8 protein-coding genes are annotated in these 15,467 nt (G+C 73.4%); 3 read left to right on the top strand and 5 right to left on the bottom strand.

What is annotated here, in order from left to right:
* Positions 1-356: 356 nt before the first annotated feature.
* On the bottom strand, positions 357-905 hold the full coding sequence (locus ACFCXS_RS36075) for a MarR family winged helix-turn-helix transcriptional regulator (protein ID WP_104778914.1): 549 nt from the start codon (positions 903-905) through the stop codon (positions 357-359).
* Positions 906-1,027: 122 nt separating this feature from the next.
* Here ACFCXS_RS36075 and ACFCXS_RS36080 point away from each other — a divergent pair, with 122 nt between their 5' ends.
* A complete protein-coding gene (locus tag ACFCXS_RS36080) occupies positions 1,028-2,293 on the top strand; it encodes an MFS transporter (RefSeq protein ID WP_376647670.1) in 1,266 nt (421 codons plus the stop codon).
* Between the two features lie 13 nt (positions 2,294-2,306).
* On the opposite strand, the gene ACFCXS_RS36085 is transcribed toward ACFCXS_RS36080, so the two are convergent.
* Entirely contained in the window at positions 2,307-3,974 is a 1,668-nt protein-coding gene (locus ACFCXS_RS36085) for a SpoIIE family protein phosphatase (RefSeq protein WP_376647586.1), read from the bottom strand.
* A gap of 174 nt (positions 3,975-4,148) precedes the next feature.
* Positions 4,149-5,528, bottom strand: a complete 1,380-nt coding sequence (locus tag ACFCXS_RS36090; protein ID WP_376647587.1) for an NAD(P)/FAD-dependent oxidoreductase — start codon at positions 5,526-5,528, stop codon at positions 4,149-4,151.
* Positions 5,529-5,900: 372 nt separating this feature from the next.
* On the opposite strand from ACFCXS_RS36090, the gene ACFCXS_RS36095 reads away from it, so the two are divergent.
* Positions 5,901-6,665, top strand: coding sequence for a TetR/AcrR family transcriptional regulator (locus ACFCXS_RS36095; protein ID WP_104778918.1), 765 nt, complete (start codon positions 5,901-5,903; stop codon positions 6,663-6,665).
* Between the two features lie 313 nt (positions 6,666-6,978).
* Entirely contained in the window at positions 6,979-9,039 is a 2,061-nt protein-coding gene (locus ACFCXS_RS36100; RefSeq protein ID WP_376647588.1) for a sigma-70 family RNA polymerase sigma factor, read from the top strand.
* Between the two features lie 12 nt (positions 9,040-9,051).
* Here the strand turns inward: ACFCXS_RS36100 and ACFCXS_RS36105 are convergent, their stop codons facing one another.
* Together ACFCXS_RS36105 and ACFCXS_RS36110 are read right to left on the bottom strand one after the other, a co-directional pair.
* A complete protein-coding gene (locus ACFCXS_RS36105; protein ID WP_376647589.1) occupies positions 9,052-12,342 on the bottom strand; it encodes a BTAD domain-containing putative transcriptional regulator in 3,291 nt (1,096 codons plus the stop codon).
* A 413-nt stretch (positions 12,343-12,755) separates the two neighbouring features.
* Complete coding sequence (locus ACFCXS_RS36110) at positions 12,756-14,873, bottom strand: asparagine synthase-related protein (protein WP_376647590.1); 2,118 nt, start codon at positions 14,871-14,873, stop codon at positions 12,756-12,758.
* Positions 14,874-15,467: the final 594 nt, after the last annotated feature.

Genomic DNA, 15,467 nt, shown 5'->3' on the forward strand with positions numbered 1-15,467 from the left:
TTTCCCTTTCCGGCGGTTCCGACTCTATCAGATCCTTTCGGGCCTGATCCCCGGTCAGCGGGGTTTGTCTTCGCGGCTGTTGGGCCGTTCCGACGTTCCTAACCTTAGCGCGCCCTCTCGGCGATTCCCAAATCGAAGCCGTTCGGAGTCGATCAGGTCGTCGAGTCCCAATTCGAATTGAATTCGGGCGTGCCGAAATCAACCCTGTCGGGAGGTCGAGCTGGTGGTTGGGATGCCGCTGCTGCGGCGGAAGTGCTGCCGAAGAACCGTTACGGCTCGGTGGCAACCCGAAGAACTTTACGGATCAGCCAGGGGCGTGTCAAGCGACCCCTGTCAAGATCTTTTCGGCCCCGGGGTCAGTCCAGGTCGGTGAGGCGTCCGCCGGCGTCCGGCTGGGCGTGCTCGACCCGGCGCAGCAGGCGCGTGAGCACCTCGCCCAGCGCCGTGCGCTCGTCGGGTGACAGGTCCTGGAGCAGGTCCTCCTCGAAGACCGTCGCCAGGCGCATTGCCTCCAGCCACTTCTCTCGCCCCTCGGATGTCAGCTCCACGATGACTCGTACGCGGTTCGACTCGTCTCGCTCACGGGTCACCAGAGATTCGGCGACCATGCGGTCGATCCGGTGGGTCATCGCGGCCGGGGTGAGGCCGAGGCGCTTGGCGAGGTCGCTGGGACCCAGGCGGTAGGGGGCCCCGGAGAGGACGAGGGCCTTGAGGACCTCCCACTCCGTGTTGCTGATGCCGAGGGTCGAGGTCTGACGGCCGTAGGCGACGTTCATACGGCGGTTCAGGCGGGAGAGGGCCGAGACGATCTGCTCCACCTGGGGGTCGAGGTCCTGGAACTCGCGCTGGTACGCGGCGATCTGCTCTTCGAGGGTCGGCTCGCTGGGGCCGGGGGTGTCGCCCATGTGCGCAGTATCGCACGGTCGTTCTTTGCCTCGAAGTCCTTGGATCTGTACTCTTTAGCTTCGAACTTTAGTTTCGAAGTCTTCACTCCTAACTAGTGGAAGAGGTGAACGTGACCAGGGCGATGGGCGCAGCGATGCGCCGGATTCACGTGGGCAACGCACTCAGCGCGTTCGGGCTCGGCTTCACGGTCCCGTACCTGTACGTCTATGTGGCACAGGTGCGAGGTCTTGGGGCCATGACGGCGGGTCTCGTACTCGCCGTCTTCGCGGTGGCCGCGCTGGTCGTGCTGCCGTTCGCCGGACGGGCCATCGTCCGGCGCGGCCCGCTGCCGGTGCTGCTCGCCGCCCTGGTCACCGCCGCTCTGGGCGCCCTCAGTCTGGGAATCGCGAGCAGTGCCGCCGCCGTGCTGTTGTCGGCCTCCCTGCTGGGCGCCGGGCAGGCCGTGATGCAGCCGGCGCTCGCGACGATGATCGTCGACTGCTCGTCCGCCGAGACGCGGTCGCGTGCCTTCGCCATGCAGTTCTTCCTGCAGAACCTCGGGCTCGGTGTCGGCGGCCTCATCGGCGGTCACCTCGTCGACACCACGAGCGCGGCCTCCTTCACGCTGCTCTTCGCGATCGAGGCGGCGATGTTCCTGCTGCTGGTCGTGGTGATGGCGACGGTGCGGATGCCGCACGCGCCGCGTATCGGTGACGCGCCCCCGGCCGCGGGACGGAGCAGCTGGAAGCAGCTGCTGGGCAACCGGGCCATGGTGCAGCTGTGCGTGCTGGGCTTCGTGCTGTTCTTCGCCTGCTACGGGCAGTTCGAGTCGGGGCTCAGTGCGTACGGGGTCGAGGCCGCCGGGATCTCGACGTCCGCGCTCGGGACCGCGCTCGCCGCCAACACGCTGATGATCGTCGTCGCGCAGTTCGCCGTGCTGCGGTTCGTGGAGCGGCGCCGGCGGTCGCGGGTGATCGCCGCTGTGGGGCTGATCTGGGCCGTGGCGTGGGTCGTCGCCGGGTACGCGGGGCTCGGGCACGGCAGCCAGGAGATGGCGACGGCTGCCTTCGTCTCGACGTACGCGCTGTTCGGGCTGGGTGAGGCGATGCTGTCGCCGACCGTGGCCCCGCTGGTCGCGGATCTCGCGCCGGAGGGGATGGCCGGGCAGTACAACTCGGCGTTCGCCCTGGTCAAGCAGCTGGCGCTGGCCGTCGGACCGGCTGTGGGCGGACCGCTCGGGGCCTCGCTGCACGCGCCGTACATCGTGGCGTTCCTGGTGTTCTCGCTGGGGATCACCGTCCTGGCCGTGCGGTTGGGGCGGCAGCTGACCGATGTGCAGGACCAGCCGTGGCTCGGGAAGAGCCGGGTCGTGGCCCGGGGCGGGGCGCCCGTCTCCGCGGACGTCTGATTCCTGTCCCCCTCTATGTGACCGGTGTGCGCGGCAGGGCGAACTCGCACCAGACCGCCTTGCCGCCGCCGGGGGTACGCCGGCAGCCCCAGTTCGACGCGATCGTCGCCACGATGGCGATGCCGCGGCCCGATTCGTCGCCCGGTTCCGCGCGGCGGCGTCTGGGGAGGTGGTCGTCGCCGTCGGTGACCTCGATGATCAGGCGTCTGTCGGTGCGGCGCAGACGCAGCCGCATCGGCGGGGTGCCGTGCTGGAGCGAGTTGGCGACCAGTTCGCTGGTGGCCAGGACGCCCAGGTCGTGCAGGTCGGTGGGGAAGCGCCAGCTGGTCAGGACGCCGGAGGCGAAGGCACGCGCGCGGGGGGCCGCTTCCACTCCGCCGAGCAGTTCCAGGGCGGCGTTGCGGAAGAGCTCGCTGTCCGCTCCCTTGCGGGCGGGGTGCTGGAGGACCAGGACGGCCACGTCGTCGTCGTGGTCGGGGGTCACTCCCGCTGAGCGGACCAGGCGGTCGCAGACGACCTGGGGTGTGCCGGTGGCGCCGGCCAGGGCCCGTTCCAGGGCGGCGATGCCCTCGTCCAGGTCCGCGTCGCGCCGCTCGACCAGGCCGTCCGTGTAGAGGACGGCCGTGGAGCCGGGGGCGAGGGGGATCGAGCCCGAGGCGTGCATCCAGCCGCCGGTGCCGAGCGGGGGGCCGGTGGGTTCCTCGGCGCGCAGGACCGTGCCGTTCTCGTCGCGGACGAGGATCGGGAGGTGGCCCGCCGAGGAGTAGATCAGCTTGCCCTCGTTCGGGTCGTGGATGGCGTACGCGCACGTGGCGATCTGGTTGGCGTCGATCTCGGCCGCCAGACCGTCCAGGAGCTGGAGGACCTCGTGCGGGGGGAGGTCGAGGCGGGCGTAGGCGCGGACGGCCGTGCGCAGCTGGCCCATGACGGCCGCCGCGCGGACGCCTCTGCCCATGACGTCGCCGATGACCAGTGCCGTGCGGCCGCCGCCCAGGGTGATGACGTCGTACCAGTCGCCGCCGACCGCGGCTTCCGTGCCGCCGGGGTGATAGGTGGCGGCGATGCGCAGGTCGTCCGGTTCTTCGAGTTCCTGCGGGAGCAGGGAGCGCTGGAGGGTGACGGCCGTTTCGCGCTGGCGGCGTTCGCTGGCGCGCAGGCGCTCCGCGGCTTCGGCGTGGTCGGTGACGTCGGTGGCGAAGACGAGGACGCCGCGGCCCTCGCTGCCGCCCTTGCCGTCGCCCTGGGCGACCGGGGTGCACGTGAAGCTGTAGGAACGGCCGTCGGATGCCTTGCGGGACTTGACCGTGCGCGGTTTGCCGCTGCGCTGGACCTGGTCCAGGAGGGGGAAGAGGCCGAGGGCGTCCAGCTCGGGGAGGGCCTCGCGGGCCCGTTCGCCCAGGGGGCGGATGCCGAAGGCGGTCGTGTAGGCGTCGTTGACGTAGGCGATGCGGTGGTCGGGGCCGTGGACCAGGGCGACGAGGGACGGGACGCGGTCGAGGACCTCACGCACCCGCAGTTCGTCGACGGCGGGAACGGACGGTGTCTCGTCGGTCAGTTGTTCGGCGCGGGCGGCGGGTACGGAGCCTTCCCCCCGCCGGTCCGGGGAGGCCGTCTGCTCGGTCCGCGCTGCGGCGCGGCGCTGCGTTCCGGGGAGCCGGGCGCTCCAGCGCGTGAAGTTCACGAATCCTTGCCTCGTGTAGTGGTCGGCGGCCGGCACCGGAACCGGCCGGGGCCCCGAGGGGCCCGCACCGGGGCGCGTGGTGGCGTACCCACGGTGGTGGACCAGTCTGGCAGGGCGCGGACCGGACCGACATCCGTCAGACGCCGGGCCGGCCGCTGGAGTTCCTGGGTCCGGTCAGGACGACCCCTTCGGGTTGTGCGGGGGGTCTTGAGAAGGCTTTCCACCGGCCGCTAGTTCGAACTCCGCCCGGGGGTGTTCGAGTGAACCCAGGGAGACGATCTCCCGTTTGAACAGCCCGGCCAGCGCCCATTCGGCCAGCACCCGCGCCTTGCGGTTGAAGGTGGGCACCCGGCTGAGGTGGTAGGCGCGGTGCATGAACCAGGCGGGATAGCCCTTGAGCTTGCGTCCGTAGACGTGGGCGACGCCCTTGTGCAGGCCCAGTGAGGCGACCGAACCGGCGTAGGCGTGTTCGTACGTCTCCAGTGGCTCGCCGCGCAGGGAGTGCACGATGTTGTCGGCGAGGACCTTGGCCTGGCGGACCGCGTGCTGGGCGTTGGGGGCGCACTCGCGGCCCGGTTCCGCGGCGGTGACGTCGGGGACGGCGGCGGCGTCTCCCGCGGCCCACGCGTGCGTGGTGCCGTCGACCGAGAGTTCCGGCGTGCACTTCAGGCGTCCGCGGCCGTTGCGGGGCAGGTCGGAGGCGGCAAGGACCGGGTGGGGTTTCACGCCGGCCGTCCAGACGACCGTACGGGTGGGGAAGCGGGCCCCGTCGCTGAGGACGGCGACCCGGTCGGCGCAGGACTCGAGGCGGGTGTGGAGGCGGACGTCGATGTTGCGACGGCGCAGCTCGGTGACGGTGTAGCGGCCCATCTCCTCGCCGACCTCGGGCAGGATGCGGTCCGAGGCCTCGACGAGGATCCACTTCATGTCCTCGGGCTGGACGTTGTGGTAGTACCGCGCGGCGTAGCGGGCCATGTCCTCCAGTTCGCCGAGCGCTTCCACGCCCGCGAAGCCGCCGCCGACGAAGACGAAGGTGAGGGCCGCGTCGCGGATGGCGGGATCGCGGGTGGAGGAGGCGATGTCCATCTGCTCGATGACGTGGTTGCGCAGGCCGATGGCCTCCTCGACGGTCTTGAAGCCGATGCCGTGGTCGGCCAGGCCGGGGATCGGCAGGGTGCGCGAGACGGAGCCGGGGGCGAGGACGAGCTGGTCGTAGGACAGCCGCTGTGCGCCCGTGCCCTCTTCCGCGGTGGCCAGGGTGGCGACGGCGGCGGTGCGTTTCGCGTGGTCGACGGCGGTGACCTCGCCGATCAGGACCCTGCACCGGTCGAGGACGCGGCGCAGCGGTACGACGACGTGGCGGGGGGAGATGGCGCCCGCGGCGGCCTCGGGGAGGAACGGCTGATAGGTCATGTACGGGTCGGGGGTGACGACGGTGATCTCCACCTCGCCGCGGTCCAGCTCCCGCTTGAGTCTGCGCTGCAGGCGCAGGGCCGTGTACATCCCGACGTAGCCGCCACCGACAACGAGAATGCGCGCACGTTCCTTCACCATCCCATGACGCACCCGTCGCTTGCGTTTGTCCACAGCCTCGACGAATTGTGTGACCGGAGCGGGAGAGCGCGCGGAGTTGGCCGGATTAGCGACATGTGGCGCATCCGCGCAGGTCAGGCCGGGTGGTACAGGGGGCGCGCGGGGGTACATTCGGGACGTATGCGGCCCGTACTCCGATCGGTGGGCGCTCTGTGCGGAACGTGCCCCTTCTGAATTGACTCCCACTCAACTATGTTCGTGTGTCGACGGGGTGTAGGGGGATGCGCTCACCGGGGTCCGCGACGGGCGGGCCGCGGAGGGGCCGGTTCCCGCGTCCCGGCATCGTATGGCGGGGAGTCTCCGGGGGGAGACGTCATTACCGGGGGAATACTTATGCATGTTCAGGACTCTCATTGGTCGCCCGCGTCCGCAGTCGCGGCGGGCGGTATGACGATGAGCGCGGCGGGCAGCGGACGCGACGCGTCGCGGACGACGCCACTGCGTGTGGACGCACAGCGCAATCTGGAGCACGTACTGCGGGCGGCGCGCGAGGTCTTCGGCGAGCTGGGGTACGGCGCGCCGATGGAGGACGTGGCGCGGCGCGCGCGGGTCGGTGTGGGCACGGTGTACCGGCGGTTCCCGAGCAAGGACGTCCTGGTGCGCCGGATAGCCGAGGAGGAGACCTCCCGGCTGACCGACCAGGCGCGTGCGGCGCTCGGGCAGGAGGACGAACCGTGGTCGGCGCTGTCGCGCTTCCTGCGGACGTCGGTGGCCTCCGGCGCGGGGCGGCTGCTGCCGCCGCAGGTGCTGCGGGTCTCCGTCGAGGACGGTGCCGGGGGCCCGCGGGTGCCGCAGCAACGGACCCAGCCGGGCACGACGGAGCTGCGACTGGTGCCTGACCAGCCCGTCGCGGTCGCTGCGGTTCCGGCGGTGGCGGCCGAGGACGACGCCGGGACGGCGGCGCTGCTCGAGGTCGTGGGGCGGCTCGTGGACCGGGCGCGTGCTGCCGGTGAGCTGCGGGCGGACGTGTCGGTGTCGGACGTGCTGCTGGTGATCGCCACGGCCGCGCCCTCACTGCCGGACGCCGCTCAGCAGGCGGCCGCTTCGGCCCGGCTGCTGGACATCCTGCTGGAGGGTCTGCGCTCGCGACCGGCCTGAGCCATGGAGACCCGGGGCGACCAGGCCCCGGGTCGGGCTGAGCTTCGGGCTCGGGCGGCATGCGTCCGGGCCCGTAAGTCTGGGTCGGGTGGAGCTGTTCCGGACCGGGTGAAGCTTTCCGGGCTGGGGCGCCACGTCCGGGGCCGGAGCGAAGCGGGAGAGCCTTCCCCGAATGGATGACGGCCAGTACTGCCGTGCGATAAATCCCCACGGATGAGTGATGGTCCGAACTTCGGGCTTCTGACCATAAGCCCATATGGCACGCTGACCCGGTGGTCTGGACGGGTTGGACGGCTGCCGGGGGCTTTCCGCGATGAGCGTTGACGGGCGGGACGAGTCGAGCCGCAGCGGGCACGGCGACGCCACGGCCGGCGGTCCGGTCCCGCCGAAGGTGCCGAGTCAGGGCGGGCGCGCGAGCGTGCCGCCCGCCGGGCACCCGGCCGACGGCTCGGTCCCGGCCCAACGCGACAGGCGCGAGGACGGCGCCCTGCCGCCGCACGAGATGCCGCCGTCCGACGCCGGCCTCATCGACCGGATGCGCGCGGGCGACGACACGGCGTACGAGGAGCTGTACCGGCGCCATGCGCAAGCCGTGCGCCGGTACGCCCGCACCTGCTGCCGCGACGCCCACACGGCGGAGGATCTGACCGCCGAGGTCTTCGCCCGCATGCTCCAGGCGGTACGCGGCGGCGCGGGCCCCACGCAGGCCGTCCGCGCCTACCTGCTCACCTCCGTCCGGCGCGTCGCCGCCTCCTGGACCAGGTCGGCACGGCGCGAGCAGCTCGTCGACGACTTCGCGGTGTTCGCCGCCCGGTCCGCGCACGGGCCGGACGTGTCCGGCGACGACACGCTCGAACTGGGCGCGGACGTCCGGGCGATGCACGAGGCCGAGCAGTCCATGGCCATGCGGGCCTTCCGGTCGCTGCCGGAGCGCTGGCAGGCCGTGCTGTGGCACACCGAGATCGAGGACGAGTCCCCCAGCGCGGTCGCCACGCTGTTCGGGCTGGACGCCAACGGCACGCGCGTGCTCGCCAGCCGGGCCCGCGAGGGGCTCAAGCAGGCCTACCTCCAGGCCCACGTCAGCGCCACGCTCACCGGCGACGAGGACTGCGCACGCTACGCCGACCAGCTCGGCACCTATGCCCGCGGGCGGTTGCGCACCCGCGCCGAGCGGGGGCTGCGCAAGCACCTGGACGAATGCGCCAAGTGCCGGCTGGCCGCGCTGCAGATCGAGGAAGTGGCCGGCGGTATCCCGGCCGTCGTGCCGGTCGCCGTCATCGGCTGGTTCGGGGCCGCCGGTTACGCGAAGGCCGCCGGGCTCATCGCCGGCGGTGCGGGAGCTGCGGCCGGTGCGGCCGGTGCGGCGGCGGGCGGCTCGGCCGGCGGGGCAGCCGCGGGCGGCGGTGGATCGGTCGGCGGGGCCGGTGCGGCGGGTGGCGGTTCGGCAGGTTCCGCCGCCGCGGGCGGCGGTACTTCGGCCGGTGGAGCTGGTGCGGCCGGTGGCGGGGGTGGGGCGGCGGTCTCCGAGGGGGTCGGCGCGCCGGTGAAGGCCGGTATCGCGGCCGGGGTCGTCGCCGTGGGTGTGGTGGCCGCGGTGGTGATGGCACTGACCGGCACCGAGAAACCGAAGGCAGAGTCCGAGGCCGACCCCTCACCCCCTCCGCCGTCGTCGGTGGTGCGCCCGGGCGAGCCCACCCCCAAGCCCTCGCCCTCCTCCTCGTACCCCGGCCCGGGGCCGAGGCCACCGGGGGCCCTGCCCGCGCGTGCCGAGACGCCCGCACCGACACCGAGCCCCAGGACCAGCCCGGGTCCGGACCCGGAAGCGACCCCGACACCGACCCGGACGCCCGCGCCACGGCCCGCGTCCCCGAAGCCGACTCCGCCCCCTGCCCCCACACCGACGCCCGCTCCCCCGCAGCCCCCGCCACCCCCGCCCGCCCCGGTCGTCTACCAGTGGAGCGAACTGTCGTACGACGTCAGCGGCGACGGCACGAAGCCCGAGATGCGGATCGGTTCGAGCAGCTGGGTCTGGCAGCGGTCCGGCCTGTCGGTCGGCGGCCGGCGCTACGCCCACGGTGTCACCGTGCACGGCCACTCGTCCGTCACGATCGACCTCAACCGCGCCTGCACGTCCTACGACGCGCTCGTGGGAGTGGACGACATGACGCTGAGGCTCGGCAAGGTGCACTTCTCCGTGTACGCCGACGGGGTGCGGCTGTGGCGGTCCCCGCTGGTCGAGGGCGGTGATCCGGCCGTGCCCGTCCATGTGAACCTCACCGGCCGCAGTACGGTCCGGCTGGTGGTGGAGCCGCGCAGCGCCTTCGACGACCTGATGCCGGTGGACTGGGCGGAGTCCCGGTTCACCTGCGGCTGACGGTCGTACGGTTCAGGCCACCGGGCCGGTGGCGTATCGGACACACGCCTCGTCCAGCTCGCGCAGGACGTCGTCCGCGGTGAGCGCCGCGCCCCGGGCACGCTCCGCCTCGCAGCGGGCATCGCCCAGAGCGGCACGGGCGGCGGCCTCGGCGCGTCTGGCCGGGGGGATCTCCGGGATGGAACGCGGGCGGCCGGACCGCCAGTGATCGCCGGTGCCGAGCAGCCGGGCCGCACGCGGAAAGTCGCCGAGGTCGGCCAGCAGGCCCGCCGCGCCGTCCACGACCGTCGCCCGGACGATGTCCGAGCACCGTTTCTCCACCGCTTCGCGCAGGGCTTCGGTGGCCTTGGCCAGGCCGGAGCGCGGACCGGACTCCGTCGCGCTGATCGCGGCGTCGAGCAGGCGCAGCATCACCATGAACTGCGGTGGCGGTGTGCCGGGGGCGGTGTTGGCGAGGGCCTCCTTCCACCACGCTCGCGCCCGGCCGGTGTGCCCGTCCTCGAAAGCCATCTGGGTGCGCATCAGCAGGACATACGCCTTGGAGTCCCGCACGCCGTAGCGCTCGGCGGCGGCGGTGGCCTCGTCCAGCGAGGACAGTGCGGACGCCCGGTCGCCCGCCCGGTAGGCGATCTCGGCGAGCCGGGCGATGAGGAACGGCGACTCGGCATGGGCGCCCACCTCGTAGGCGAGCCGCAGGGCCTCCTCGTACTCCCCCTTGGCCTCCTCGAAACGGCTGCGCGCCATGGCGGCCTCGCCCGCCGCGCTGCACACCTGGGCGCGCAGCCAGCGGTCGCCCGAGCGGCGGCTGAGGACCCGCAGTTCGGCGAGGTCGTCGTCGACGCCTTCCAGGGCGCCGGGTCCGTCGACGACCGTGTGCGCGCGGAACATCAGGGCGACGGAGATCTCCCAGTCCCCGCCGTGGGCACGGCAGTTGTCGACGGCGGCGTCCAGGACGGTCCGGACCTCGCTCGGATCGCCCAGGAAGGAGGAGAGGATCGGGCAGACCAGCCCGGGGATACGGGCCGCGTGCGGGCCGCCTTGCGTGTAGTGGGCCCACACCCGCTCCATGTAGGGCAGCCGCTCGACGACGAACGTGTCCATGGCCGCGACTTCGGTCATGAAGAACAGGTGAAGCAGGCGCACGTCCATCCGCAGGGCGTGCAGCGGATGCCCCGCCTCGCCGTCCGGCGCGGTGAGGAAGTGGTCGATGTGGCCGGGTTCGGGCTCGCCGCCGGGCGCCGCACGGCCCGACATGTCCAGGGCCGCACCGAGGCGAAGGGTCCGCTCGAGCCACTCCATGCCCTCGTGCCGGTAGTTGCGCAGCCACCAGAACCAGCCCATGGCCAGGGCCAGGGCGCCGGCTTCCGCCTCTTCCCCGGCGGCGAGGGCCCGGTCGAGGGCCGCGCGAATGTTGTCCAGCTCGGTCTCCAGGCGGGAGATCCACGGCAGTTGCCCGGCGGAGCGCAGCTGCGGATCGGCCCGCTCGGCGAGCGCACGCGCCCAGGCACGGTGCCGGAGCTCGGCGGTGGCGCGCAGTCGCGGGGTGTCGGCGGCGCGCTCGACGGCGTACTCGTGGATGGTCTCCAGCATTCGGTACCGCATGCCGCGGGAGCCGTCGTCCGCGCCGGGGGCCGCCACGACGAGGGACTTGTCGACGAGGGCCCCGATCAGCTCGGCGGCGGGTCCGGAGCACACGGCCTCGGCTGCCGTGAGGTCCCAGCCGCCCGCGAACACGGACACCTCGCGCAGCATCGTCCGCTCGGCGTCGTCGAGGAGGTCCCACGACCAGTCGACGACGGCGCGCAGGGTCTGCTGGCGGGGCAGGACCGTACGGCTCCCGGAGGTGAGGAGGCGGAAGCGGTCGTCGAGGCGGTCGGCGATCTGCCGGGGCGTGAGCAGCCGGAGCCGTGCCGCCGCCAGTTCGATGGCGAGCGGCAGCCCGTCCAGCCGTCGGCAGATCTCCGCCACCGCCTGCTCGTCGCGGAGCACGGCCTGCGCGTCGGGACGGACGGCGGTTGCCCGCTCGGCGAACAGCAGGCGGGCGTGGTCGGGGGGCAGGGGCTCGACCGGGCGGACCGACTCGCCCGGGACGCCCAGGGGTTCGCGGCTGGTGGCCAGGATCGTGAGCCCTGGGCAGCGGGTCAGCAGGGTCTCGGCGAGGTGGGCGGCGGCGCCGATGACATGTTCGCAGTTGTCGAGGATCAGAAGGAGGCCGCGCGGCGCGCAGAACTCCACGAGCAGCTCGACCGGGTCGTCCTGCACGGCCGTGTGCTCGCTGGTCATCAGCATGGTCTCGCGCAGACCGAGCGCGCTGACCACCGCTCCCGGCACCGCCTCGGGCCGGTCGAGCGGGGCGAGCTCGGCCAGCCATGCCTGCGGGAGCCCGGCGGCGGCCTCCTCGGCGAGACGGGTCTTGCCGGAGCCGCCCGGTCCGGTGAGGGTGACGAGTCGGGCCCTGTGCAGGTCGGAACGGATGGCGTCGATCTCGGGTTCCCGGCCGACGAACGAGGTCAGACGCGGACGGATGGCCCCCGGCCGGGTGCGCTCGCGCTCCGGTGACGCGGGCGGGCGCCTCTCGTCCTTCGGGGCGGGGTCGAGCAGTTCGGCGTGGAGGGCGCGCAACCGGGGCCCGGGGTCGGTGCCGAGGCCCTCGGCCAGGGCGCGGCGGGCGGCCTCGTACGCGGCCAGGGCGTCGGCCTCCCGGCCGGTGTCGCGCAGGGCGCGGACGAGGAGGGCGTGCAGCGGCTCGTCGTAGGGGTGTGCGGCGGTCAGTTCGCGCAGTTCGGGTACGACGTCCGGCCCGCGTCCCAGCCGTAGCCGGGCCTCCGCCCTGGCCCGGGTCGCCTCCAGCCGCCTGGCCTCCGGGCGGGTGGCGGCGGAGCGGTCGGGGAGGTCGGCGAGGGCCGGGCCGTGCCAGAGGGCGAGGGCGGCGTCGAGGTGCCGTTCCGCGAGGGCGGGGTCATCGGCGGTGAGGGCGTCGAGGCCCTGCCGGACGAGCCGTTCGAAGACGAAGAGGTCGATGTCTTCCTTGCCGGCGGCGAGTCGGTAGCCGCCCGTCTCCAAGGTGACGGCGTCCTTGCCGAGGGCCCTGCGGAGACGGCCGACGAGGGCCTGGAGGGCGGCGGGGGCGTCCTGGGGCGGGTCCTCGGCCCAGACGTCGTCGATCAGCGCCTGGGGGGCGGCGACGCGGGAGGGGCGCAGGGCGAGGGCCGTGAGCAGGGCACGGAGCCGGGGGCCGCCGACGGGTACGACCGAGCCGCGCTCGTCCTCTGCCGTGGTGACACCCAGGATTCTGTACCGCACGGGGTCATTGTCGCCGGGGTGGTGGTGAGGAGCGGGGGGTTTTCGGTGCGGGGCGTTGCTCGAGGGTGGGTGTGCCGGGTGCTGGGGGTGGTGGCTGGGGCCGGGTGGGTCCGCAGCCCGGCGGATCGGGGTGCGCTGCGCCCACCCGTGCCGCCCTTGGCGGCACGATTGCCCGCAGCTGGGTGAGCCACGACGCGCCCCCACCCGCCGTCGTAAGCAAGGGGCCGTGCCGGGGGGTGTCCGCCCGCAGCGGTTGGCGCGTCGACGCCGGTCAGTCGGTAAGAGGCCCCATCGCGCCGTTCCGAGGACGGACACCCCCCGGCGCGGCCCCGACCCCCACCCGGCGGTCAGGCGAAGGCCCGCACCCCCACCCAGCTCCCGCTCCCGCTCCCGCTCCCGCTCCCGCACAGGCGCTACACCCGCCGCCCACCACCGGCCCCCGCCCCCAAAGCCCCTCGCTGCGGCGCGATCCCCGACGGGACGGCCCGCTGCCGTGCCGGTGTGCCCGTCCAGCACGTGCCGCGGCGGGCCAGGAGGCGGCGCAGCCACAGCTCCAGGGAGACCAGGTCCGCCAGGCCGTCCAGGGGGAGAGGTTCGCCCGCCGCGGCGCCGCGCAGCGCCTTGCGGACCACGCGGGCCTCGATCAGGCCCGCCTCCGCCAGCAGCGGGGTGTCGAACAGGGCGACCAGGGAGTCCGCCGCCACGCGCAGCCCCGTGCGCTCCGTGGCCGCGGCCGTCGCCTGGGTCGGGGCGCCCCAGCCGGGCGGCAGTTCGCGGACCCCGGCCCCTTCCAGCACCGTACGCAGGATCGCCGCCCGCGAACCCGGCCGCACCCGCAGCGCCTCGGGCAGGGCCCGGGCCGCGCGCACGACCTGGTTGTCGAGGAACGGCGCGTGCAGCCGCTGGAAGCGGACCTCCGCCGCCTGTTCCAGCACCCGCAGGTCCGCCGCATGCCGCCCCAGCGCCGCCCGCGCGCGGAAGTCTCCCGGCCGCTGTCCCGGCCCGACCAGCTCCGACCGGTGGGTGGACGCCTGAAGGCGAACCGATACTTCAGCAAGCGCCTCACCGGTCAGCCAGCGAGCCGCCGGCCCGGGTCTGCCCCAGGTCAGCGCGGCGAGCGACGCGTCCAGCGCACCGCCGGGCGCGTCGAGGCCGTCGTCGGAGCGGGGATCCAGCAGCCGCTCGGCGAGGGCCTCGATCCCCGACCGGTACGGCATACGGGACAACCGCCGCGCAGCCGCGTACACGCGCGCGGGCACCAGCACCGACCCGTCGGCCTTGGCGAGGGCGGCGACGGGCCGTACGAGATGCCGCCGCCGGCGGTCCATCAGCAGGTCGGCGAGGCGGGCGGGATGGGCGTCCAGGACCTGGCGCGCACCGTAGCCCGTGAAGTGGTCCGCGCTGCCGGCCGCCAGCCGGGCCCGATGGCGGGCCGCCGACACCAGGCACGGCCCGGGTTCGTCCGTCAGGGGCCCGTCCAGGTCGGCGTAGGGGAGGGTCTCCTCGCCGCCCGTCACCACGACGTGGTGCAGCCTCGGGTTCGCGGCCAGCGCGCCCGCCCGCTCCAGTTCCGCCTCCCGGCCTCCGACGGCGAGGTCGTTGAACGTGACGGCCAGCAGCCGTTCCCCCGCGCCCGTGCCGTGCCCCAGCACCGTGCCCGGCATCCCGGGCAGGCCCGCGGCCAGCAGCGCCAGCGCCCCGGAGGCGGGCCCGCCGGACAGGTCCGCGCCGATCCCCGGCACCGGCATCCCGCGCGCGGCTCGCCGCTCGGCGGGACCCATACCGGGGACGGGGCCGGGGTCTATGTCGGCGCCCGGGACGTGCCGCGGCGCGGACAGCCGCGTCCGCACGGCCTCCACGAGCGCGTCGCGCACCGCGTCGACCGCGCTGTCGGGATCGGCCGGGGGCGCCGCCACGGCCAGCGAGGCGACCGGCTCGTACCCGGCGATCTCGCGCGCCCCGGCGCGCAGGATGAGGGCGTGCCCGGGCGGAATGCGCTTCACGCCGTCGTACGGCGTGGAGTCGTGCAGCGCGGCCGGCACGTCGGGAGCCGCCAGCAGTGCTGCGAGATGCCCGAAGTCGAGGTTGGCCTCGACGAGGTCGGCCAGCGGCAGCGCGGCGGTCGCGTACGCCGTACCGCCGGCCCAGGGCGTGTGGAACACCGGCCGTGCGCCCGCGAGATCACCGCAGACGGTGATCCGCCTGCCGACCTGGACGATCGCGGTGTAGCTGCCCGGCCAGGCGGTCAGATGCCGAAGTGCGCCGCCGCGCGCGGCGAACAGGGCGACGCGCAGCTGCTCGTCGGTGGCGCCGCAGATGCCGAGAACGGCGATCCTGGTCCGGTCGTCGGCCTTCACGACCCGTACCTCGTCGGGGCGCCAGTCACCGACCGCCCACAGCGGATCGGGGTCGCCCCACAGGAGTTGGGACCCCACCGGGTGCAGCGTCTCGCCCTCGGTGCCGGTGGCCCCCGCCGAACCGGCAGCGACGGCTCCCGCGGCGGTGCTGCTCCATCCCACCAACCACCGCATCGCCGCCTCCACAGGCTGTGGACAACCAGTGCACCGTACGAACCGGTTCACCATGCTGCCATGAAGGAGGCGTTCCAGAGGGTGCCGACGCCGCTTGCGCTCCGCCGAATGCGCCCCGGCGGAGCCACCCACACGGTCGCGAACACCCCGAACACCCGGACGCGACAAGAAGATCCGGGCGGAAAGCCGGACGAACCGACGGCCGTCGGCACGGAGGACGAGACGGCCGCCCGCACGGGGGACGAGACAGCAGCCGGGACGAAAGACGGGACGAACGACCGACGGGGATCACGAAACACGAGACACGAGACACGAGACACGAGACACCGAAGGGAAGACGCACAAGACGCCGAAGGGAGACACAAGAGACCGGAGAAAGGCACAGGGGACGCCGGAAGAAGCGGAGCAGAACGAAGAAGCGGCGAAGAATCAAGGCACGCCAGCGACATGTCTGCGGTACTACTGCGACGCGAATGCGCCCCCGAAACGCGCCCCAATCACGCCCGACGCGCCCTCAACTGCCATGGTCGGAGCCCTGATAGCCCGCGACCGGCGGGGGCGATTTTCGGCCAAATCGATGTCACGCGCGCAGCT

It is taken from the genome of Streptomyces sp. NPDC056373 (assembly GCF_042262425.1).
In the GTDB taxonomy this organism is placed as follows: domain Bacteria; phylum Actinomycetota; class Actinomycetes; order Streptomycetales; family Streptomycetaceae; genus Streptomyces.